The sequence below is a fragment of the Paenarthrobacter nitroguajacolicus genome, assembly GCF_031455195.1.
GTDB classification, from domain to species: Bacteria; Actinomycetota; Actinomycetes; order Actinomycetales; family Micrococcaceae; genus Arthrobacter; species Arthrobacter nitroguajacolicus_D.
Genome location: NZ_JAVDSH010000008.1, coordinates 63,345 through 82,380 on the forward strand (window position 1 = coordinate 63,345; position 19,036 = coordinate 82,380).

Consider the following 19,036-nt stretch of genomic DNA (forward strand, 5'->3'; position numbering starts at 1 on the left):
GATCACAACATGACGTTCTTTACCCCGCCCTCCTATCCCGCTTGCGCCAAGGCCAGGGGTAGAACTGCTCCCACACCGGCTTGGCGCAAGGCCAAGGCCGAAACCGTCATGGTCCAGCGGCTATCGATGAGGTCGTCCACCAGCAGCACGGGCTGACCGCCGGTACCAGCGAGGGCTTGGGCAAGGTCCGGGCCCACAACAAGCCGGTCCCAGACGCCAGCAAGCCTGTAAGCGCTGTTGCCACCACGAGCTCCCGTTGGTCCACCGTGCTGGGGCTGCAGCTGGCCCAGGTACGGCATCCTCCCGATGCCGGCTATTCCCTGCGCCAGGGATTCCACCAGCTGCGGCTTACTCCTTGATGGGATGCTGACCACTGCCGCCGGGCGGCCCACTCCGCTCCACGGAGTTCCGCCTTCGGCTCCCGACCATTCGCGCAGCACTTGGACACAGGCCTGCAGCATGGCGGGATCCACGGCGCGGTCCGGGGAACCAGCGGCAAACAATTCGCGCAGCGCACCACCCCAGCCCAGGTCCGTCAGCCTGGCCAGGACCCGGCCTTCTGAGACGCTTTGGTCGGGCCTGATCTTCCCCTTGACCGCCACCCCCAGCCGATCCATGCCGCTGGGCCATTGGAGTCGCGGCTCCACGGCAATACCGGCGCGTCGCAGGGTCTGGCCAGCGGCATCGGCTGCCGAGGCTGCCACGTCCACAGGGAACCATCGGCCGGCGCAATTGTCGCAGCGACCGCAGGCTGCTGCCGTTTCGTCGTCGAGCACGGAGGTGATGTACTCCATGCGGCAGCCGGCCGTGTCCTGGTAGATCACCATGGAGTCCTGCTCGTCCACCCGCGCCTCTGCGATGCGTGCGTACCGCTCGGCGTCGTAATGCCAGGGGCTCCCGGTTGCTCTCCAGCCGCCGCCTACGCGTTCAACTGCCCCGTCCACGGCAAGGACCTTGAGGAGGAGTTCCAAAGGCGTGCGGCGGAGGTCCACGCGGGCCTCCAGAGCGACGGTGGACAAAGCTGAGCCTGCTTCCCCGAGGGCACCAAGCACGGCATCGGCCTTTTCAGCGGACGGCATGGAAGCCGTCGCAAAATACTGCCAGATCTCGCGGTCCTCGGAGCCCGGAAGCAGCAGGACATCTGCGTTGGCCGCTCCACGGCCTGCGCGGCCGACCTGCTGGTAGTAGGCAACAGGCGATGACGGCGCGCCAAGGTGGATGACAAAACCCAGGTCCGGCTTGTCGAAACCCATGCCCAGGGCAGATGTGGCCACAAGTGCCTTCACCTCGTTGTCCTTGAGCAGTTGTTCTGCGCGCTCCCGGTCTGCAGGGTCCGTCCGGCCTGTGTAGGACAGGACGTTGTGTCCGGCCTCAGCGAGGAGCCGGGCTGTGTCCTCGGCAGCCGAAACGGTGAGCGTGTAAATGATGCCGCTGCCGGGCATGTCCTTAAGATGCGTCAGCAGCCATCCCAACCGGTCCCGGGAGTCAGGCAAGGTCAGGACACCCAGCCGCAGGGACTCCCGGCCCAAGGCCCCACGGATGGTCAGGACTCCGGCACCAAGTTGTTCCTCGATGTCGTGGACCACGCGGGAGTTGGCCGTTGCCGTTGTGGCCAGCACCGGAACCGACTCCGGCAGTTGGGCAATAAGGTCCGCGATGCGCCGGTAGTCGGGCCGGAAGTCGTGACCCCAATCCGAAATACAGTGGGCTTCGTCAATGACCAGGAGGCCGGTCCTGCGAATGAGCTCCGGAAGCTGGTTTTCCCGGAAAGAAGGGTTGGTGAGGCGCTCCGGTGAAACGAGGAGTACATCAACTTCGTCGGCGGCCAGCTGCGCCAGGACGGTATCCCATTCAAGGGCGTTGGCAGAGTTGATGGCCACGGCGCGCACCCCTGCACGGGCCGCTGCGGCCACCTGGTCCCGCATGAGCGCCAGCAGCGGGGAAACAATCAGCGTCGGGCCGGCTCCACGGCGGCGTAGGAGCAAGGACGCCACGAAGTAGACGGCGGATTTACCCCAGCCTGTCCTCTGGACCACCAATGCCCTGCGGCCGGCATCCACCAACGCTTCAATGGCCTCGTACTGGCCGTCATGGAACTGGGCTTCAGGGTGTCCCACCAACTCCCGCAGGCACGCCAGGGCTTGCTGTTCGGTAGGTGATTGCACGGAAACGGCAGCGTTCGGGGAAGTGTTGGCCATGAACCCAGTATTCCAGCCACCCCCGACGCTCATCACCCGCGGACCGGGAGTTGTGGATAGTGATTTATCCACATAGCCCTCCGCCCGGTTCATGCCCAATTGCCCAGCCACAGTAGGATTGAGCGCGTGACTAGCGAGCAGAACAAGACATTCGACCTCTCGGCATCCTTCAAGGCGTATGACGTCCGGGGAATCGTGGGTGAATCCATCACGGCTGAAATCGTCGAGGCCGTAGGCGCTGCGTTCATCGACGTCCTGGGCCTTGAAGGCGGGACCGTGCTGGTGGGCGGCGACATGCGCCCTTCGTCCCCTGAGTTCAGCCAGGCCTTTGCCAACGGGGCAGCCACCCGCGGCGCCAACGTCCGATTGCTGGACCTGATCTCCACCGACGAGCTCTACTACGCTTGCGGGGCCCTGAACGCAGCCGGCGCCACGTTCACGGCCAGTCACAACCCAGCCGAATACAACGGCATCAAGATGGCCAAAGCCGGCGCGCAGCCCATCTCATCCGAGTCGGGCCTGAAGGAAATCCAGGCCCTGGCCGAGGAATACCTCAACACCGGCGTCATTCCTGCTGCGGAAACCCGCGGTGAGATCAGTGTCCATGACGTCCTGAAGGACTACTCCGAATACTTGCGTCAGCTCGTGGACCTCTCCGGCTCGCGACCCCTGAAGATCGTGGTGGACGCAGGCAATGGCATGGCCGGCCTGACTACCCCGGCAGTTCTCGGCGACAAACTGCTCCCTGCCTTGCCTTTCGACATCGTTCCGCTCTATTTCGAACTCGATGGTTCGTTCCCGAACCACCCGGCCAACCCCCTTGAGCCGGAAAACCTCCGCGACCTGCAGGCCGCCGTGGTCAAGCACGGCGCCGACATCGGCCTGGCATTCGATGGTGACGCTGACCGTTGCTTCGTGATCGACGAGAAGGGCAAGCCCGTCTCCCCGTCCGCCATCACCGGCATGGTTGCCCGGCGTGAAATCGCCCGTGCGCAGGCAGCAGGCGAGGAAACCCCCGTGATCATCCACAACCTCCTCACCTCCAAGGCCGTACCGGAACTGGTGGCCAAGGACGGCGGCCGTGCCGTACGCACCCGTGTGGGCCACTCCTTCATCAAGGCGGTCATGGCCGAAGAAGGCGCCGTGTTCGGCGGGGAGCACTCCGCGCACTTCTACTTCCGGGACTTCTGGAACGCTGACACAGGCATGCTCGCAGCAATGCACGTCCTCGCTGCCCTTGGAGAGCAGGATGGCCCGCTCTCCGAGCTCGGGCGCCAATACGAGCCCTACGTCTCTTCCGGCGAAATCAACTCCGAAATCGAAGACAAAGCCGGGGCCGTCGAGCGCGTCCGCGTGGACTTCGAATCCGAAGACGTGGACATCGACCACATGGACGGCTCCACGTTCACGGCAAAGGACGGCAGCTGGTGGTTCAACTTGCGGCCTTCCAACACTGAACCGTTCCTGCGCCTGAACGCAGAAGCCAAGGACCAGCCCACCATGGAAAAGATCCGCGACCGCGTCCTCGCGCTGGTCCGGGCCTAGGCCCAGCCATGACCGACCAGTCCACTGGCGAAACATTGCCAGAAGAATCCACCCAGGACCGTGAGCTCCGGGAGACACTGGGCACTGCGTTGGGGACCGCGCAAGAGCACATCCAGCAGAACGGCGGTTTCTTTCCGTTCGGCGTTACGCTTTCGAACGATGGCGAATTCCGGATCGTGATGATCGCTCCCGGCGAACCGGACGCAAATGGTGACGTCGATGCCGGGCAGATGCTGACCGATATCCACCACCTCCTGCGCCAAGGCCGCGACGATTTCAAAGCGGTGGCCCTTGTCAGTGACGTCACGTTGCCGGACCATGGTTCGGACGGCATCCATGGTGCCGCCGAACACAGGAATGGCGAAGTCCGGGCAGCAATCATCCCGTACTCCCCCACCACGGAGGGTTTTGCCTTCCGTCCTATGGAGCCCGATACCCACGAGCCATCCATCTGGGTGGACTAGACCCTACTCATATGAGCTGATCCCATGAAAATCAACGCGTTCGCAGACGTTAGCCTCCGCGCCATCATGGTGTTGGCCGCGGCTCCCGAGGGCATGTTGTTGACCACGCAGGCGGTGGCCGACGCCGTGGGGACGCCGTACAACCACGTCAGCAAGGCAATGGTCCGGCTCCGTGCTTTGGGTTTCATCGATGTCGAACGTGGCCGGCTGGGCGGTTCGCGGCTCAGCGAACACGGTCGGCGGGCCACTGTCGGCGAGGTCCTGCGCCACCTGGACAGCCGGCAGGATCCGGCCGAATGCCAGTCCCCCACCAAGAATTGCCCGCTCATCACCGAGTGCGAACTGCGCCACGCCATGACCCGCGCCAGGGAAGCCTTTTATCGCGAGCTCGATTCCGTGGTCATTTCCGCCCTTCCCCATCCGCGCCAGATGAACCCGGTGTTTCAATCCATCGGGCTCCGTCCGGAGTTTAGGACACCTGTCCAACAGCCCTAACCGCGCGCCGAACGAACCTTTCACGTCCCGCGCGAAGAACGACGGCGGCCCGCCACCTTTCAAACGAAAGGTGACGGGCCGTCGTCGTTCACTTAAGAACGCCGTTGTTCCTAAGGGGTCTAGCCCAGACGGGTCTTGAGACCGTCCAGCTCGGACTGGAGTGCCGCCGGGAGGGATTCGCCGAAGTTGGCGAACCATTCCTCGATGGACGCCAGCTCGGTTGCCCACTCGGCAGGATCGACGCGCACTGCCGCCTCGACCTCGGCCGGGGTCATGTCCAGCCCTTCAAGGTCGATGGATTCGCCGGTCGGTACGAAACCGATCGGAGTCTCCACAGCGTCAGCCTTGCCTTCGAGGCGTTCGATGGCCCACTTCAGGACGCGGGCGTTGTCACCGAAGCCAGGCCATGCGAAGCCACCCTCATCCGTGCGACGGAACCAGTTGACCAGGAAGATCTTGGGCAGGCGCTCCGGGTTGGCCTTGGCGGACAGGTTAACCCAGTGGTTCAGGTAGTCGCCTGCGTCGTAGCCGATGAACGGCAGCATGGCCATGGGGTCGCGGCGAACAACGCCGACGGCACCGGCGGCAGCAGCCGTGGTTTCCGAGGACAGCGTGGAACCCATGAAGATGCCGTTGGACCAGTTGCGGGCTTCGGTAACCAGCGGAATGGTGGTCTTGCGGCGACCACCGAACAGGATGGCGGACAGTTCCACGCCTTCCGGGCTGAAGTACTCTTCGGCCAGCATGTCGATCTGGTCGATCGGCGTGCAGAAGCGGGAGTTCGGGTGCGCGGCCGGGGCGTCGGAGTCCGGTGTCCAGGACTCGCCGCGCCAGTCGGTGAGGTGTGCCGGGGTTTCCTCGGTCATACCTTCCCACCAGACGCCACCGTCATCGGTCAGTGCAACGTTGGTGAAGATGCTGTTGCCCTTGGCGATGGCACGCATGGCGTTGGGGTTGGTGCCCCAACCGGTGCCGGGAGCGACGCCGAACAGGCCGGCTTCGGGGTTGACGGCGCGGAGCTCGCCTTCTTTACCGAAGCGCATCCAGGTGATGTCGTCGCCGAGGGTCTCCACCTTCCAGCCCTTGATGGTGGGGTCGAGCAACGCGAGGTTGGTCTTGCCGCACGCGGACGGGAAGGCAGCAGAGATGTAGTAGGTCTTCTGCTCCGGGGAGGTCAGCTTGAGGATGAGCATGTGCTCAGCCAGCCAGCCTTCGTCGCGTGCCATGACGGAAGCGATGCGGAGTGCGTAGCACTTCTTGCCGAGGAGGGCGTTTCCGCCGTAACCGGATCCGAAGGACCAGATGGAGCGCTCTTCGGGGAAGTGGACAATCCACTTGTCCGGGTTGCAGGGCCATGCGACGTCGGCCTGGCCGGCTTCCAGCGGGGCACCGAGTGAGTGCAGGGCCGGGACGAAGAAGGCATCGGTTTCGGTGATGCGGTCCAAGACGTCCGTACCGATGCGGGCCATGATGCGCATGGAGGCAACAACGTAGGCGGAGTCGGTGATCTCGACGCCAAACTTGGGGTCTTCAGCATCCAGGTGGCCCATGACGAACGGAATGACGTACATGGTGCGGCCGCGCATGGAGCCGGCGAACAGTCCGCGCAGCTTCTGCTTCATCTCGGCCGGGGCCATCCAGTTATTGGTAAAGCCTGCGTCGCGCTCTTTTTCGGAGCAGATGAAGGTCTGCTCTTCCACACGGGCAACGTCAGCGGGGTCCGAGAACGCCGCGAAGGAGTTCGGGAATGTTTCCGGGTTCAGCCGCTTCAGCGTGCCGGCCTCGACCAGTTCATCGGTGAGTTTCTTGTTTTCTGCTTCGCTGCCATCGACCCAGTGGATGCGGTCCGGCTGGGTCAGCTCGGCAACTTCCTCTACCCAAGCCAGCAGGCGTGCATGCGTAGTAGGTGCCTTCTCAAGCAGCGGCAGTCGCGCCAGATCGCCCATTGCGGTTCCCTTCCTCGGGTTCAGTGGTGTGTCCTAAACGATAGGGGCCGCGGACCAGACCAATCCGCTGTCAGACATCGGACAACTCTGGCTCCGAAAAGCAAAAACGCCTAGAAATCAAGGGGAAAGGGTTTCAGGAAGGCGATTTAAGTGACTAAGGTCACGTAGACCGGTCTAGTTGCCTAGATTACAGCTTTTCGATTTGGAACTTCACATGAACTTCTGTAAAGTTTATTGAGGTTCGAGGGGGTCAGAGAAACAGACCGCCGAGAATCACACGAAATGCGCCCATAGCTCAGCTGGATAGAGCGTCTGTCTACGGAACAGAAGGTCAGGGGTTCGAATCCCTTTGGGCGCACAAATGAAGACCCGCACCGGTTCGCCGGTGCGGGTCTTTTGTTTTGCCCAGCATTAGTTCGGTTCGCACAGCGTAGGGTGACCCGCACGCAGAAACGGAAAGGGCCGCCGTCGTACTTCAGGTGAAAGTACGACGGCGGCCCGTTCACGTTGCGCGTGGAGGTTCAGTCGCCCACGGCCTCGCCGATCCGGCGGCGGATTCCGTCGAAGTGCCGGTTGAGCAGCTCGGAGGCCGATACCTTGTCGCCGGCAGCGACAGCGGCGTAGATGCTGCGGTGCATGGCGGCGGTCTTCTTGAGGTCCTCGTTGCCCGGACCAATCTCTACGTGGATCTTCCGGTACACCTTCCAGAAAACACCCATGAGGTTGATCAGGAGCTCGTTGTTGAGCGGCTCGAAAAGCCTGCGGTGGAATTCGGCATCCGCGGCCACGAAGTTTTCGCCGGCGGCGGCGAGTTCCTCCATCTGCTTCACCGCTTCTTCGATCGAGGCCAGCTGCTCGGGCGTCATGACGTCCATGGAAGAGCCGATGAGGCCCGATTCCAAGGCCTGGCGAACATCGACGAGCTGCAATGCCTCAAGTCCCTGATGCCGCAGCGACAACCGCCCCCTGAAGGTGAGGCCGTCGGCGAGGGCGTCAAAATTGCTTGGGGCCACGAACATGCCGAAGCCATGCCGGATCTCGATGACACCCAGGGCCTGCAGGACCTTGAGTGATTCGCGCAGCGTATTGCGCCCCACTCCGAGCGCCACGGACAGCTCGCTCTCTGTCGGCAACGGATCGCCCGCCTCAAGCTCGCGCTCGAGGATCAATTCCATAATGTCCGACTGCAAAGCACGCAGCCGGGCCTGTGCACTGAACCGCGCCTGCGGAACTACACCGGAAGTTGTCATGGCTTTCTCCTTGCCGCTGCACCACCCGGGAAGCCTGGGCGATGCGGTGTTAATATTGAGGCGAGCTTAGTGCCCACCGCAGATTGAGTGACTCGCAACATACAATATCGGATGTCCCATCTCCTTGATAAGTATGTTCAGGGATTTCGCTGAGATTTCCCCCAGGACCGGCCGCAGCCGGCGAACCGCAAGGCGCGCGGACCAGGCCAAGGCGCCAATTCTCACTTGACGTTCCGTTGTGACCGCCCTTACAGTTTCCATACGAGCATCGGACGTCCTACATCCGATAACCCACGAAACGCGAATGGTGAGGCACCCTATGAGCAAGACGATCCACAGCCTGCCGCTGGTCAATGACGCCAGCCGCCGGAACTTCCTGAAGCTAAGCGGCGCAGTTGGTGCAGCAGCCGCCTTCACGGCAACACTCTCCGCGTGCGGCGGCGCTGCCAGCACCACTACCGGTACCGGCACCAACACGGCCGCCGTCAACAAGGACCTCACCATCGAGGCAGGTATTTCCTACGCGCTCTCCACAGGCTTCGACCCGCTGAGCTCCTCGGGCGCAACGCCGATGGCCGCCAACCTGCACATCTTCGAAGGCCTCATCGAACTGCACCCGGCCACCCGCGAGCCGTACAACGCCCTCGCCGCAGCGGATCCCAAAAAGGTCAACGACACCACCTACCAGGTGACCATCCGCGAGGGTGCGAAATTCCACGACGGCTCCCCCGTCACCACCGAGGACGTCGCTTTCTCCTTCACCCGCGTGATGGACCCGGCGAACAAGTCGCTCTTCTCGCAGTTCATCCCCTTCATCCAGGACGTCAAGCCCGTCGATGCCAAGACGGTGGAATTCACCCTTAAGTACGCCTTCCCCGGCTTCGGACCCCGCATCTCCGTGGTCAAGATCGTCCCCAAGGCACTCGCTACCGACCTGAAGGCGTTCGACGCCAAGCCAGTCGGCTCCGGACCGTACAAACTCATCTCCGCAGTCAAGGACGACAAGATCGTCTTCGAGGCATTCGCAGACTACAACGGCCCCAAGCCTGCACTGGCCAAGGGCATGACCTGGCTGCTGCTCTCTGATGCTGCAGCCCGCGTCACCGCAGTCCAGTCCGGCCGCGTCCAGGCCATCGAAGACGTTCCCTACCTGGACGTCGATGGGCTGAAGTCCAAGGTGAAGGTTGAATCCGTCCAGTCCTTCGGCCTGCTGTTCCTCATGTTCAACTGCGCCAAGGCCCCGTTCGACAACAAGCTGGTCCGCCAGGCACTGCACTACGGCCTGGACAAAGAAGCCATCATCAAGAAGGCACTGTTCGGCAACGCCAAGGCCGCCACCTCCTACTTCCAGGAAGGCCACCCGGACTACGTCAAGGCCAAGAACGTCTACGGCTTCGATACCTCAAAGGCCGAGGATCTGCTGAAGCAGGCGGGTGTCACCACCCTTGAGTTCGAACTCCTCACCACGGACACCGCCTGGGTCAAGGACGTCGCCCCGCTGATCCTCGAATCCTGGAACAAGATCCCCGGCGTCAAGGTCACCGTGAAGAGCCTCCAGTCCGGCGCCTTGTACAGCGACCGTGTTGGCAAGGGTGACTACTCCGTAGTCGCAGCCCCGGGCGATCCCTCGGTCTTCGGTAACGATGCAGACCTTCTCCTGAGCTGGTTCTACTCGGGCGCCACCTGGATGGACAAGCGTGCTTTCTGGACCACCCCGGAACGCACCAAACTGCAGGAGCTCATGAACAAGGGCTCGCAGGCCTCGGGCGAGGACGCGAAGAAGATCGTGGGCGAAATCGTGGACATGGTTTCTGATGAAGTGCCGCTCTATCCTGTCTTCCACCGCCAGCTTCCCAGCGCTTGGGACGAAAAGAAGCTCAACGGCTTCCAGCCCCTTCCCACCACCGGCCTGTCATTCGTCGGCGTCGGACGAACTGCCTAAGCACCCTTCAAGTTGCGGGGCCCGCTATGCAGGGTTGAACCCCTAAATACCCCGCAGAGTGGGCCCCACAACCAGCAGCACCCCCAACCAACCGGAGAACAAATTGGTCACGATATTGCGTCTGCTTGGCCGCAGGCTAGCAGCATTGCCATTGATGATCCTGGGCATCACGTTGCTCGTCTTCCTCGTCCTGCAGGCCGCTCCCGGCGATCAGGCAAGCTCCGCCCTCGGTGACGGCGCCAGCGAAGAAGCCAAGCAGCAATACCGCCAGGACAATGGCCTGAACGACCCCTTGGTCCTGCAGTACTTCCGATTCCTCGGCAAGCTCCTGCAGTTCGACCTCGGCACCACCACCCCGCCGGCCAAGTCGGTGGCTTCCATGATTGCCTCAGCGTTCCCCCTGACGCTGCAGCTCACTTTCCTGGGCGTACTCATCGCCATTGTGCTGTCGCTGGCGTTCGGCATCCTCGGCGCCCTCTACCGCGACAAGTGGCAGGACCAGTTGGTCCGCGTCTTCTCGATCGCCGCGATCGCCACCCCGTCGTTCTGGCTCGGCATCCTGCTGATCCAGTGGTTCGCCCTGGGTGAGAACCCGATGTTCCCCTCGGGTGGAATTGCGACGCCGGAGTCCGGCTTTGGCGGTTGGCTCAACTCGATGGCCCTCCCGGCCCTGGCGCTCGGCATCCCTGTCTCGGCGTCGCTGATCCGGGTGGTCCGTACCTCGATGGTTGAAGAACTGGACCGCGACTACGTCCGGACCGCCATCGGCAACGGTGTGCCCTACCGCGAAGTCGTCTCCAAGAATGTCCTCCGCAACGCGCTCGTCACCCCGGTCACCGTGCTGGGACTCCGCGTCGGCTACCTGCTGGGTGGCGCCGTCGTGATTGAAATGATTTTCGCCCTGCCCGGCATGGGCCAACTGATCCTCAACGGCATCACCAACCTGGACGTCAACCTGGTCCAGGGCGTGGTGCTCACCATCTCGGTCACCTTTGTTCTGGTGAACATCGTGGTGGACCTTCTCTACCTGCTCATCAACCCCCGAATCAGGACGGTATAGCTCATGCGCAGCAAGCTCGCAGAACGGCTAAGTGCCCCGGGCATTCGTTTCAAGGCCCTGCCCTGGGGCTCCCGTATCGCCCTGCTTTTCCTCATCGTGATTGTCCTGGCCGCGATTTTCGCGCCGGTCATTGCCCCGCACGATCCGCTGGAAACCTTCATTCCGGCCACCCCGCCGGGCGCCGAGCACTTCTTCGGCACTGACCGCCTTGGCCGCGACATCTTCTCGCGCCTCCTGTTCGGTGCTCAGTCGTCGCTGATGATCGGCCTTGGCGCGGTTGCCCTGGCCATCCTTGCCGGTGCGCTCCTTGGTTCTTTCGCGGCCACGTCCAGCAAATCCGTGAACGAGATCATCATGCGGCTCATGGACATCCTGATGGCGTTCCCGGGCATCGCCCTGGCCGCTGTGCTGCTGGCTGCTTTCGGTAACTCGGTGCCGACCATCATCATCGCGATCGCCATCATCTACACGCCGCAACTGGCCCGCGTGGTGCGCGCCAACGTGCTCGCACAATACGGCGAAGACTACGTCCGTGCCGAACGCGTGATCGGGGCAGGCCGTTTCTACATCCTGGTCAAGCACATCGTCCGCAACACTGCCGCTCCGGTGCTGGTGTTCGCCACGGTCATGGTGGCCGACGCCATCATCCTCGAAGCCTCGCTGTCCTTCCTTGGCGCCGGCGTCCAGGACCCCGCGCCGTCATGGGGCAACGTGATTTCCTACGGCCGCAACCTGGTCCTGTCCGGCGGCTGGTGGGCCACCACCTTCGCCGGTGTAACGATCCTCCTGACGGTGCTTTCCCTCAACATCCTTGCTGAGGGCCTCACCGACGCCATGGTGAACCCGAAGCTCCGCCGTGCGCCCGTAGTAAAGGACGACGACGGTTCGGCGGCAGTCATTGCCGTGGACACCGAAGTTGGTACGTCCGTGGCCCATCCCTCGGTGGTTGAGGAACACGAGCTCGACGGCGTCCGGGCGGCTTCCGCTGACGCCGTCACTTCCGAGGCTGGCGCCTCAGCCGTCCTCACCGATGTGAAGCTCGCAGCCGCCAACCCGCACCTCCTGCTGGACCGCGAACTGGAACTCCTGGCCCGGATCGAATCGACCCGGACCGACCGCCTCCCCCAGGTACCGGCAGGCGCACGCAACGTCCTTGAAGTGAAGAACCTGTCCATCCGGTTCCCCGGGCGCTTCGGCGACATCGCGATCGTGGACAACGTGTCCTTCACCGTCCGCGAAGGCGAAACGATGGGCCTGGTGGGCGAGTCCGGTTGCGGCAAGTCGATCACCTCGCTGGCTGTCATGGGGCTGCTGCCCAAGACCGCCCAAGTCACCGGCTCCATCAAGTTCGACGGCAAGGAACTGCTGGATTCCACCACCAAGCACAGCAACCCCAAGGCCTACGTGGGCTTGCGCGGCGAACAGATCGCCATGGTCTACCAGGACGCACTGAGCTCCCTTAACCCGTCCATGAAAATCAAGGACCAGCTGGAGCAGCTCACCAAGCGAGGCGGCCGCAAGACTCCCGCCGAGCTGCTGGAAATGGTCAAGCTTGATCCCGTCCGGACCTTGGCCAGCTACCCGCACGAGCTTTCCGGTGGCCAGCGCCAACGCGTGCTGATAGCCATGGCGTTGTCCCGTTCGCCGAAGATCGTGGTGGCGGACGAACCCACCACTGCCTTGGATGTCACCGTCCAGAAGCAGGTTGTGGATCTGCTCAACGAGCTTCGCGAACAGCTCGGCTTCGCCATGGTCTTCGTCAGCCACGATCTCGCCCTGGTTGCGTCCCTGGCCCACCGGATCACGGTCATGTACGCCGGCCAGGTGGTGGAATCCGCACAGGCATCCGAACTCCTGCAGAACCCCAAACACGAGTACACCCGTGGCCTGCTCGGCGCAGTTCTTTCCATCGAAGCCGACGCCGTCCGCCTGCACCAGATCCCCGGCACGGTCCCGTCACCGCGCGACTTCGCCACGGGCGACCGCTTCGCGGCCCGTTCACTGCGTGCCGACGCCGACCCCCACCAGAAACTGGTCCTCACCGCGGTTGCCGGTACCAATGGCGACGATGCCGACCACTACTGGGCTAGCCACCTGAAGGAGGACGCGAAATGAGTGACTCCACCGGGAAACCGGTCATCGAACTCCAAGACGTCAAGGTCTACCACCATGCACGGACCGGCGGCCTGTTCCGTCCGAACATCGTCAAAGCCGTGGACGGCGTCGACTTCACCATCAGCCGCGGCGAAACCGTGGGCATCGTCGGTGAGTCCGGCTGCGGCAAGTCCACGCTTGCGTCAGTGCTTGTGGGACTCCAGCCGCCGACGTCGGGCAAGGTTTTGTTCCACGGAAAGCCCGCCATCAAGCGGAACGCGGCCATGCGCAAGCAGTTTGGACGCTCCGTCTCCGTGGTCTTCCAGGACCCGGCCACGGCGCTGAACCCGCGCATGACCATCCAGGACATCCTCACGGATCCGCTGCAAATCCACGGCATCGGCAACGCGTCATCACGCGCTGCCAAGGTCAAGGAACTGTTGGCACTGGTAGGCCTGCCCCAATCGGCGGCCGAAGTAACGCCGTCGCAGGTTTCCGGTGGCCAGCGCCAGCGCGTGGCGATTGCCCGCGCGTTGGCCCTGGACCCGGACATCATCGTGGCGGACGAACCGACGTCGGCCCTGGACGTTTCGGTCCGCGCGCAGGTCCTGAACCTGCTCTCCGACCTGAAGACCCAACTGAACCTCGGCATGGTGTTCATCTCGCACGACATCCAGACCGTCCGCTACGTCTCGGACCGGATTTGCGTCATGTACTTCGGCAAGATCGTCGAGCAAGGATCCGCCGCGCAGGTCTTTGATAACCCGAGCAACGACTACACCAAGAAACTGCTGGGCGCCGCGCCGAGCCTGCTTCACATCTAGTTTTTCCCTTCACAAGTTACAAACAACGGAGATTTCTGTGTCCACTCAATTCCAGGGCGTCATTCCCCCGGTCATCACCCCCCGCCACGCCGACGGCAGCATCGACACGGCGTCGCTGAAGAACGTCACCAAGCACTTGATCGACGGCGGTGTGTCCGGCCTTTTCGTCCTGGGCTCCTCCGGCGAAGTCCCCTACCTGACCAACGACGAGCGTGAACTGGTGGTCTCCACCATCGCCGACGCCAACGCCGGGGCGGTTCCACTGATCGTGGGCGCCAACGAGCAAACCACCACCCGCGTCATAGAAGAAGCGCGCAAGGTGGTTGATCTGGGTGCCGACGCTATCGTGGTCACCTCCATGTACTACGCCATCGGCAACGCCGCGGAGACCGAAACGCACTTCCGCAGCATCCACGCCGCCATCGAGAAGCCGATCTTCGCCTACGACGTCCCCGTCCGCACCCACTTCAAGCTGCCCACGGACCTCTTGGTTCGTCTGGGACGCGACGGTGTGATTGCCGGCGTCAAGGACTCCTCCGGCGACGACGTCTCCTTCCGACAGCTGCTCCTGGCTGCCAAGGACATCCCCAATTTCGACATCTTCACCGGTCACGAAGTAGTGGTGGACGGCGCCCTCCTGGGCGGCGCCCAGGGCGTTGTTCCGGGCCTCGGCAACGTTGACCCGGCCGGCTACCGCCGCCTGTTCGACGCAGCGCAGGCTGGCGACTGGGCTGCGGCGGCCCGTGAACAGGACCGTCTGGCCGACGTCTTCGAGATCGTCTACGCCCCCAACGGACGCGTCTCCGGAGGCGCAGCCGGCCTGGGTGCGTTCAAGACCGCACTCCAGGTCATGGGCGTCATTGAGTCGAACACCATGAGCTCGCCCATGCTCTCCCTGAATGATTCCGAGACCGCTGCGATCCGTTCGATCCTGGAACGCAACGGGCTGGTCTGACCTCCATGACCCACGTGATCGGCGTTGACCTCGGCGGCACCAAGACTGCCGCCGGGGTTGTTTCCCCTTCTGGCGAAGTTTTGATGACGGAGACCATTCCGACGTTGAACCGGGCCGGCGGCGAAGCGATCCTCGACGCCACCGCAGCGCTGATCGCGGGTCTGGTGGAGCGCGCTGCCGACGCCGGGCATTCAGTGTCCGGTGTCGGCGTCGGCTCCGCTGGGGTCATCGACGCTTCTTCCGGGGTTGTGGTGTCCGCGACCGACGCGATTTCGGGGTGGGCGGGGACTGCGCTTGTTGACGGGCTTTCTTCACGCCTCGGCCTCACTGTTCGGGCCGTCAATGATGTCCACGCGCATGCCCTCGGCGAGGCGTGGTTTGGAGCTTCAGCCGGTTCGGCCAGCTCATTGATGATCGCGTTCGGAACCGGGGTGGGCGGAAGCTTCGTGCTGGACGGGGCCCCTGTCCTTGGGCACCGGTTTGTGGGCGGGCATGTGGGGCATTTTGCGTCGCCGTTGGCGGTTTCCGACGGCGTTCCGTTGCCGTGTGTTTGTGGTTCGACCGGGCACGTTGAGGCGATCGCCTCAGGACCTGCGATTTATGAGGCCTTCCTGCGGTTTGGCGGCTCGTCCAGCGAGGCGTTGGACACTCGTGGCGTGTTCGCGCTGGCCGCCGCTGAAAATCACGACGGCGGTGCCTCCTTTGCGGCCAGCCGCGACGCCGCTGTGCGCGCCGTCGACGCAGGTGCTGCTGCGGCCGGCCAAGCCGTGGGCGGCCTCATCAACATCCTGGACCCTGAAACCGTGGTGATCTCCGGAGGACTGGCCGATGCCGGCGGGCTCTGGTGGAAACCCATGGAAGCTGCCCTGCGCCGGGAACTCCTGGCACCCTTGGCTGCCGTACCCGTCCTCAAGGCGTCCCTGGGCAACTCCGCTGCCATTATTGGCGCCGCTAAACTCGTCCTTCTTTAAGGGAGACAGTCATGATCCTCACCCCCGAAAACCTTGAAGCCCTCCGGTCCCAGCTGGTTGTTTCCTGCCAGGCCTACCCGGGTGAGCCCATGCGTGATCCCCGGACCACCGGCCAAGTGGCGGCTTCGGCCGTCATCGGCGGGGCTGCGGCGATCCGCGTCCAAGGGTTGGCCGACGTGCAGTTCACGCGTGCCGCCGTCGAGGTTCCTGTCATCGGACTGTGGAAGGACGGCCATGACGGCGTCTTCATCACGCCAACCCTCCGGCACGCCCTTGCCGTGGCGAATGCCGGAGCGCATGTTGTGGCGATCGACGGCACGCGGCGTTCCCGGCCGGATGGGCTGTCCTTGTCCGCCACCGTTGCCGGTATCCACGCAGAATCTCATGCTCTGGTCATGGCCGATTGTGGCTCGTTCGATGACGCCGTTGCCGCCGTCGAAGCCGGAGCCGACCTGATCGGCACGACCCTGGCGGGATACTCCGGCGAGCGCGCCAAGACTGATGGCCCGGATCTGGAGCTTCTTGAGAAGATTGCAGCCGCTGACCTGGGGAAACCTTTGATCGCGGAAGGCCGTATCCATACTCCCGCCCATGCCCGTCAGGCCCTCGACGCCGGCGCGTTCGCCGTAGTTGTTGGCACGGCCATCACCCACCCGGCCAGCATCACGGGCTGGTTCAAGGGAGCGATGCACGCTTAAGCCTGCGTTGTGAGGCCCGCTCTGCACCCTAAAACCCCCTACAAGCCCGCAGAGCGGGCCCCACAACGCGGTGTCAGGCTAGATTTTCGTCTCCACGGGCCTGTCCAGTGCGTGGCCATATTGGGACCATCCTCCGACAAATAGCTTGCCTATGCCCATGCCAAGGTGCTCCATCACCAACAGGTTGTGGCATGCGGTCACTCCTGAACCGCAATAGGAAATGGTGTTCTTCGCGGTCAGCACTCCGGCATGCTCGAAGTTCGCGCGAATTCGCGGCTCCGGGAGCAAATTGCCCGTGGAATCGAGGTTGCCGCGGCAGGGGACGTTCGTGGCCCCTGGTATGTGTCCGGGACGGGGATCGATAGGGTCTTGGCAGCCTTCGAAACGGTCACGATTCCTTGCATCTACTCTTACGAAGGCATCGGAAGAAGCTTCGGAAATATCCGCCAGCAGGCGTGCGGGCCAGGTTGGGGCTGCGAAGCTCCCCCTCGCCGGTAGCGGCACCTCGATACTGAGGTCCCCTGGGTAACCTTCGATACCCCCATTGAGGATGGCCGCATGATGCCCCGTCGAACGGAGCATCCACACCAGCCGGGCCGCGATAACTCCCCCTGCGTCGTCGTAGGCGATGACAGTATCCGAGTCGCTGATGCCTGCTTCCCGCATACCTTGGGCAAACACTTCCGGGTCTGGTAGCGGATTCCGTCCCTTCTCAGGTGATGCCGGCCCGGAAAGCCATCGGTCCATGTCCATGAAAACTGCTTCGGGGAGATGTCCGGCGTCGTAAACGTCCTTCCCTGAGGAGCCGTCCAGGTACCAGCGTGTGTCCACAAGAACGAATTTCCCGAGGTTATTCGCGCACCAACTCCAGTCGACGAAAGGCTTCAGTTCTTCTTCCATGCACAGCAGCCTAGCCCTCGGTTCCATACTTTGAGATCGTAATCCCACTATTTGGTCGCAGCATAGGCGTTGCGAGGCCCACTCTGCGCCCCAAAACCCACACCAACCCCGCACACCAGGCCCCACAACGCACCACCCACACATGCGAGGCCCAAAACCCACACCAACCCCGCACACCAGGCCCCACAACGCGAGGCTCCCGGCGTAGGCTTTCCCCATGACTGCCGAGAGCTCCCGCGAGTACGACGTAATAGTGATCGGCGCAGGCGCCGTTGGGGAAAACGTGGCGGACCGAGTGGTCCGGGGCGGCCTGTCGGCGGTGATCGTGGAAAACGAGTTGGTGGGCGGCGAGTGCTCCTACTGGGCCTGTATTCCCTCCAAAGCGCTCCTCCGCCCGGGGAGTGTGCTGCACGCGGCCCAGGTCATCCCCGGCGCGTCCGAGGCCATCACCGGAGTGGTGGACGCCGAGGCCGCATTGAAGCACCGGGACTGGTTCACCAACAACTGGGAAGACAGCAGCCAGGTCGAATGGCTGGACAGCGCCGGCATCGACCTCATCCGTGGGCGCGGCAGAATCACGGGACCGCGGGAGGTGCAGGTAGACGGCCTGGACGGAAACAGCTACGCCTTGAAGGCACACCATGCCGTGGTGGTAGCAACGGGTTCCACGCCGACCATCCCGGGAATTGCTGGCCTGGAGGACGTACCGTTCTGGACGACGCGCGGCGCCACGGCAGCCAAAGAGGTCCCCAAACGCCTCGTCGTCCTGGGCGGTGGGGTGGCTGGCGTGGAAATGGCGCAGGCGTTTGCACGGCTTGGATCCGATGTGGCGGTCGTCGCCCGGGGTCGTCTCTTGAGCAGCTATCCGGAGGAAGCGGCCAATCTTGTGCTGGCGGGCCTGCGCGCTGACGGGATCGATGTGCGCGTCCACACCGACGTGGAGAAAGTGGAGAAGAACGACGACGGCTCGGTGACTGTAACGCTCGACGGCGGGACACTCCAAGCCGATCAACTCCTGGTCGCCTCCGGAAGGCACCCGTCCTTGGCCAACCTGGGCTTGGAAAGCGTGGGCGTCGAGGCACCGAACGGCAAACCGCTCAAGCTCACCACGGACGCGAGTGGTCTCGTCGAGGGCCCCGCCAGCGATGGCACCAGTGGGCTTTGGCTTTACGCTGCCGGGGATGCCGCCGGCAAGGTGCTCTTGACCCACCAGGGCAAGTATGAGGCGCGCGCTACAGGGGATGCAATCGTCGCCAGGGCCAACGGCAAGCTCAAGGGCGCCCCGCAGCCATGGAGTCCTTGGGCCCACACGGCCAACGACCACGCCGTACCCAGCGTCGTGTTCACTGATCCCGAAGTTGCTTCCGTGGGGCTTAGCCTCGAGCAGGCCCTCTTGCAGGGAAAGAACGTCACTGGCGTCGAGTTGCCCATCAATGTATCCGGTTCCCAGTTGCACTCCCCCGACTACAAGGGCTGGGCGCAGATGGTGGTAGACGAGGACCGGAAGGTCATCCTTGGGGCAACGTTCGTCGGGCCGGGCGTGGCTGAGCTGCTCCACTCCGCCACCATCGCGATCGTGGGTGAAGTCCCCTTGGACAGGCTGTGGCACGCGGTTCCGTCGTATCCGACCATCAGCGAGATCTGGTTGCGCCTGCTCGAGAAGTACGGGCTCTAGAATCTATTTGAACTGACCA

At 63.4% G+C, this 19,036-nt stretch carries 15 protein-coding genes and 1 tRNA gene; 12 read left to right on the forward strand and 4 right to left on the reverse strand.

What is annotated here, in order from left to right:
• Positions 1 to 32 precede the first annotated feature (32 nt).
• Complete coding sequence (locus tag J2Y68_RS16390; RefSeq protein WP_309994858.1) at positions 33 to 2,198, reverse strand: RecQ family ATP-dependent DNA helicase; 2,166 nt, start codon at positions 2,196 to 2,198, stop codon at positions 33 to 35.
• Positions 2,199 to 2,324: 126 nt separating this feature from the next.
• Here J2Y68_RS16390 and J2Y68_RS16395 point away from each other — a divergent pair, with 126 nt between their 5' ends.
• The 3 genes from J2Y68_RS16395 to J2Y68_RS16405 are packed head-to-tail and all read left to right on the forward strand — an operon-like array spanning position 2,325 to position 4,702.
• Positions 2,325 to 3,743: a phosphomannomutase/phosphoglucomutase gene (locus J2Y68_RS16395; protein ID WP_309994859.1), complete on the forward strand. Its 1,419-nt coding sequence runs from the start codon at positions 2,325 to 2,327 to the stop codon at positions 3,741 to 3,743.
• Between the two features lie 8 nt (positions 3,744 to 3,751).
• The gene (locus J2Y68_RS16400) at positions 3,752 to 4,207 is read left to right on the forward strand and encodes a hypothetical protein (RefSeq protein WP_309994860.1); all 456 of its coding nucleotides are present in this window, start codon (positions 3,752 to 3,754) and stop codon (positions 4,205 to 4,207) included.
• 24 nt (positions 4,208 to 4,231) lie between these two features.
• Positions 4,232 to 4,702 carry an RrF2 family transcriptional regulator gene (locus tag J2Y68_RS16405; RefSeq protein WP_309994861.1) on the forward strand — a complete coding sequence of 157 codons (471 nt, stop codon included), beginning with the start codon at positions 4,232 to 4,234 and terminating at the stop codon, positions 4,700 to 4,702.
• A 119-nt stretch (positions 4,703 to 4,821) separates the two neighbouring features.
• Here the strand turns inward: J2Y68_RS16405 and J2Y68_RS16410 are convergent, their stop codons facing one another.
• The gene (locus tag J2Y68_RS16410; protein ID WP_309994862.1) at positions 4,822 to 6,648 is read right to left on the reverse strand and encodes a phosphoenolpyruvate carboxykinase (GTP); all 1,827 of its coding nucleotides are present in this window, start codon (positions 6,646 to 6,648) and stop codon (positions 4,822 to 4,824) included.
• Between the two features lie 284 nt (positions 6,649 to 6,932).
• On the opposite strand from J2Y68_RS16410, the gene J2Y68_RS16415 reads away from it, so the two are divergent.
• A tRNA-Arg gene (locus J2Y68_RS16415) sits at positions 6,933 to 7,006 on the forward strand.
• A 163-nt stretch (positions 7,007 to 7,169) separates the two neighbouring features.
• Here J2Y68_RS16415 and J2Y68_RS16420 read toward each other — a convergent pair.
• Positions 7,170 to 7,898: a FadR/GntR family transcriptional regulator gene (locus J2Y68_RS16420; RefSeq protein WP_309994863.1), complete on the reverse strand. Its 729-nt coding sequence runs from the start codon at positions 7,896 to 7,898 to the stop codon at positions 7,170 to 7,172.
• A 319-nt stretch (positions 7,899 to 8,217) separates the two neighbouring features.
• On the opposite strand from J2Y68_RS16420, the gene J2Y68_RS16425 reads away from it, so the two are divergent.
• From J2Y68_RS16425 to J2Y68_RS16455, 7 genes are all read left to right on the forward strand, one after another.
• Entirely contained in the window at positions 8,218 to 9,840 is a 1,623-nt protein-coding gene (locus J2Y68_RS16425; protein WP_397335228.1) for an ABC transporter substrate-binding protein, read from the forward strand.
• 103 nt (positions 9,841 to 9,943) lie between these two features.
• Complete coding sequence (locus J2Y68_RS16430) at positions 9,944 to 10,900, forward strand: ABC transporter permease (protein WP_283091460.1); 957 nt, start codon at positions 9,944 to 9,946, stop codon at positions 10,898 to 10,900.
• Between the two features lie 3 nt (positions 10,901 to 10,903).
• Positions 10,904 to 13,015 carry a dipeptide/oligopeptide/nickel ABC transporter permease/ATP-binding protein gene (locus J2Y68_RS16435; protein ID WP_309994865.1) on the forward strand — a complete coding sequence of 704 codons (2,112 nt, stop codon included), beginning with the start codon at positions 10,904 to 10,906 and terminating at the stop codon, positions 13,013 to 13,015.
• On the forward strand, positions 13,012 to 13,818 hold the full coding sequence (locus J2Y68_RS16440; protein WP_309994866.1) for an ATP-binding cassette domain-containing protein: 807 nt from the start codon (positions 13,012 to 13,014) through the stop codon (positions 13,816 to 13,818). The genes J2Y68_RS16435 and J2Y68_RS16440 overlap by 4 nt, the downstream gene beginning before the upstream one ends.
• Positions 13,819 to 13,855: 37 nt before the next feature.
• Positions 13,856 to 14,773 carry a dihydrodipicolinate synthase family protein gene (locus J2Y68_RS16445; protein WP_309994867.1) on the forward strand — a complete coding sequence of 306 codons (918 nt, stop codon included), beginning with the start codon at positions 13,856 to 13,858 and terminating at the stop codon, positions 14,771 to 14,773.
• Between the two features lie 5 nt (positions 14,774 to 14,778).
• Positions 14,779 to 15,744, forward strand: a complete 966-nt coding sequence (locus J2Y68_RS16450) for an ROK family protein (RefSeq protein WP_309994868.1) — start codon at positions 14,779 to 14,781, stop codon at positions 15,742 to 15,744.
• An 11-nt stretch (positions 15,745 to 15,755) separates the two neighbouring features.
• Positions 15,756 to 16,442: an N-acetylmannosamine-6-phosphate 2-epimerase gene (locus J2Y68_RS16455; protein ID WP_309994869.1), complete on the forward strand. Its 687-nt coding sequence runs from the start codon at positions 15,756 to 15,758 to the stop codon at positions 16,440 to 16,442.
• A 78-nt stretch (positions 16,443 to 16,520) separates the two neighbouring features.
• On the opposite strand, the gene J2Y68_RS16460 is transcribed toward J2Y68_RS16455, so the two are convergent.
• Positions 16,521 to 17,342 carry a sulfurtransferase gene (locus tag J2Y68_RS16460; protein ID WP_309994870.1) on the reverse strand — a complete coding sequence of 274 codons (822 nt, stop codon included), beginning with the start codon at positions 17,340 to 17,342 and terminating at the stop codon, positions 16,521 to 16,523.
• Between the two features lie 217 nt (positions 17,343 to 17,559).
• On the opposite strand from J2Y68_RS16460, the gene J2Y68_RS16465 reads away from it, so the two are divergent.
• On the forward strand, positions 17,560 to 19,017 hold the full coding sequence (locus J2Y68_RS16465) for a dihydrolipoyl dehydrogenase family protein (RefSeq protein WP_309994871.1): 1,458 nt from the start codon (positions 17,560 to 17,562) through the stop codon (positions 19,015 to 19,017).
• Positions 19,018 to 19,036 lie beyond the last annotated feature (19 nt).

What these genes read in the sequence shown, in the direction of transcription:
- J2Y68_RS16450 (WP_309994868.1), top strand. Translation starts at nt 14,779, where the DNA reads ATGACCCACGTGATCGGCGTTGACCTCGGCGGCACCAAGACTGCCGCC.
- J2Y68_RS16405 (WP_309994861.1), top strand. Translation starts at nt 4,232, where the DNA reads ATGAAAATCAACGCGTTCGCAGACGTTAGCCTCCGCGCCATCATGGTG.
- J2Y68_RS16455 (WP_309994869.1), top strand. Translation starts at nt 15,756, where the DNA reads ATGATCCTCACCCCCGAAAACCTTGAAGCCCTCCGGTCCCAGCTGGTT.
- J2Y68_RS16410 (WP_309994862.1), bottom strand. Translation starts at nt 6,648, where the DNA reads ATGGGCGATCTGGCGCGACTGCCGCTGCTTGAGAAGGCACCTACTACG.
- J2Y68_RS16460 (WP_309994870.1), bottom strand. Translation starts at nt 17,342, where the DNA reads ATGGAAGAAGAACTGAAGCCTTTCGTCGACTGGAGTTGGTGCGCGAAT.
- J2Y68_RS16400 (WP_309994860.1), top strand. Translation starts at nt 3,752, where the DNA reads ATGACCGACCAGTCCACTGGCGAAACATTGCCAGAAGAATCCACCCAG.
- J2Y68_RS16465 (WP_309994871.1), top strand. Translation starts at nt 17,560, where the DNA reads ATGACTGCCGAGAGCTCCCGCGAGTACGACGTAATAGTGATCGGCGCA.
- J2Y68_RS16440 (WP_309994866.1), top strand. Translation starts at nt 13,012, where the DNA reads ATGAGTGACTCCACCGGGAAACCGGTCATCGAACTCCAAGACGTCAAG.
- J2Y68_RS16435 (WP_309994865.1), top strand. Translation starts at nt 10,904, where the DNA reads ATGCGCAGCAAGCTCGCAGAACGGCTAAGTGCCCCGGGCATTCGTTTC.
- J2Y68_RS16390 (WP_309994858.1), bottom strand. Translation starts at nt 2,198, where the DNA reads ATGGCCAACACTTCCCCGAACGCTGCCGTTTCCGTGCAATCACCTACC.
- J2Y68_RS16420 (WP_309994863.1), bottom strand. Translation starts at nt 7,898, where the DNA reads ATGACAACTTCCGGTGTAGTTCCGCAGGCGCGGTTCAGTGCACAGGCC.
- J2Y68_RS16425 (WP_397335228.1), top strand. Translation starts at nt 8,218, where the DNA reads ATGAGCAAGACGATCCACAGCCTGCCGCTGGTCAATGACGCCAGCCGC.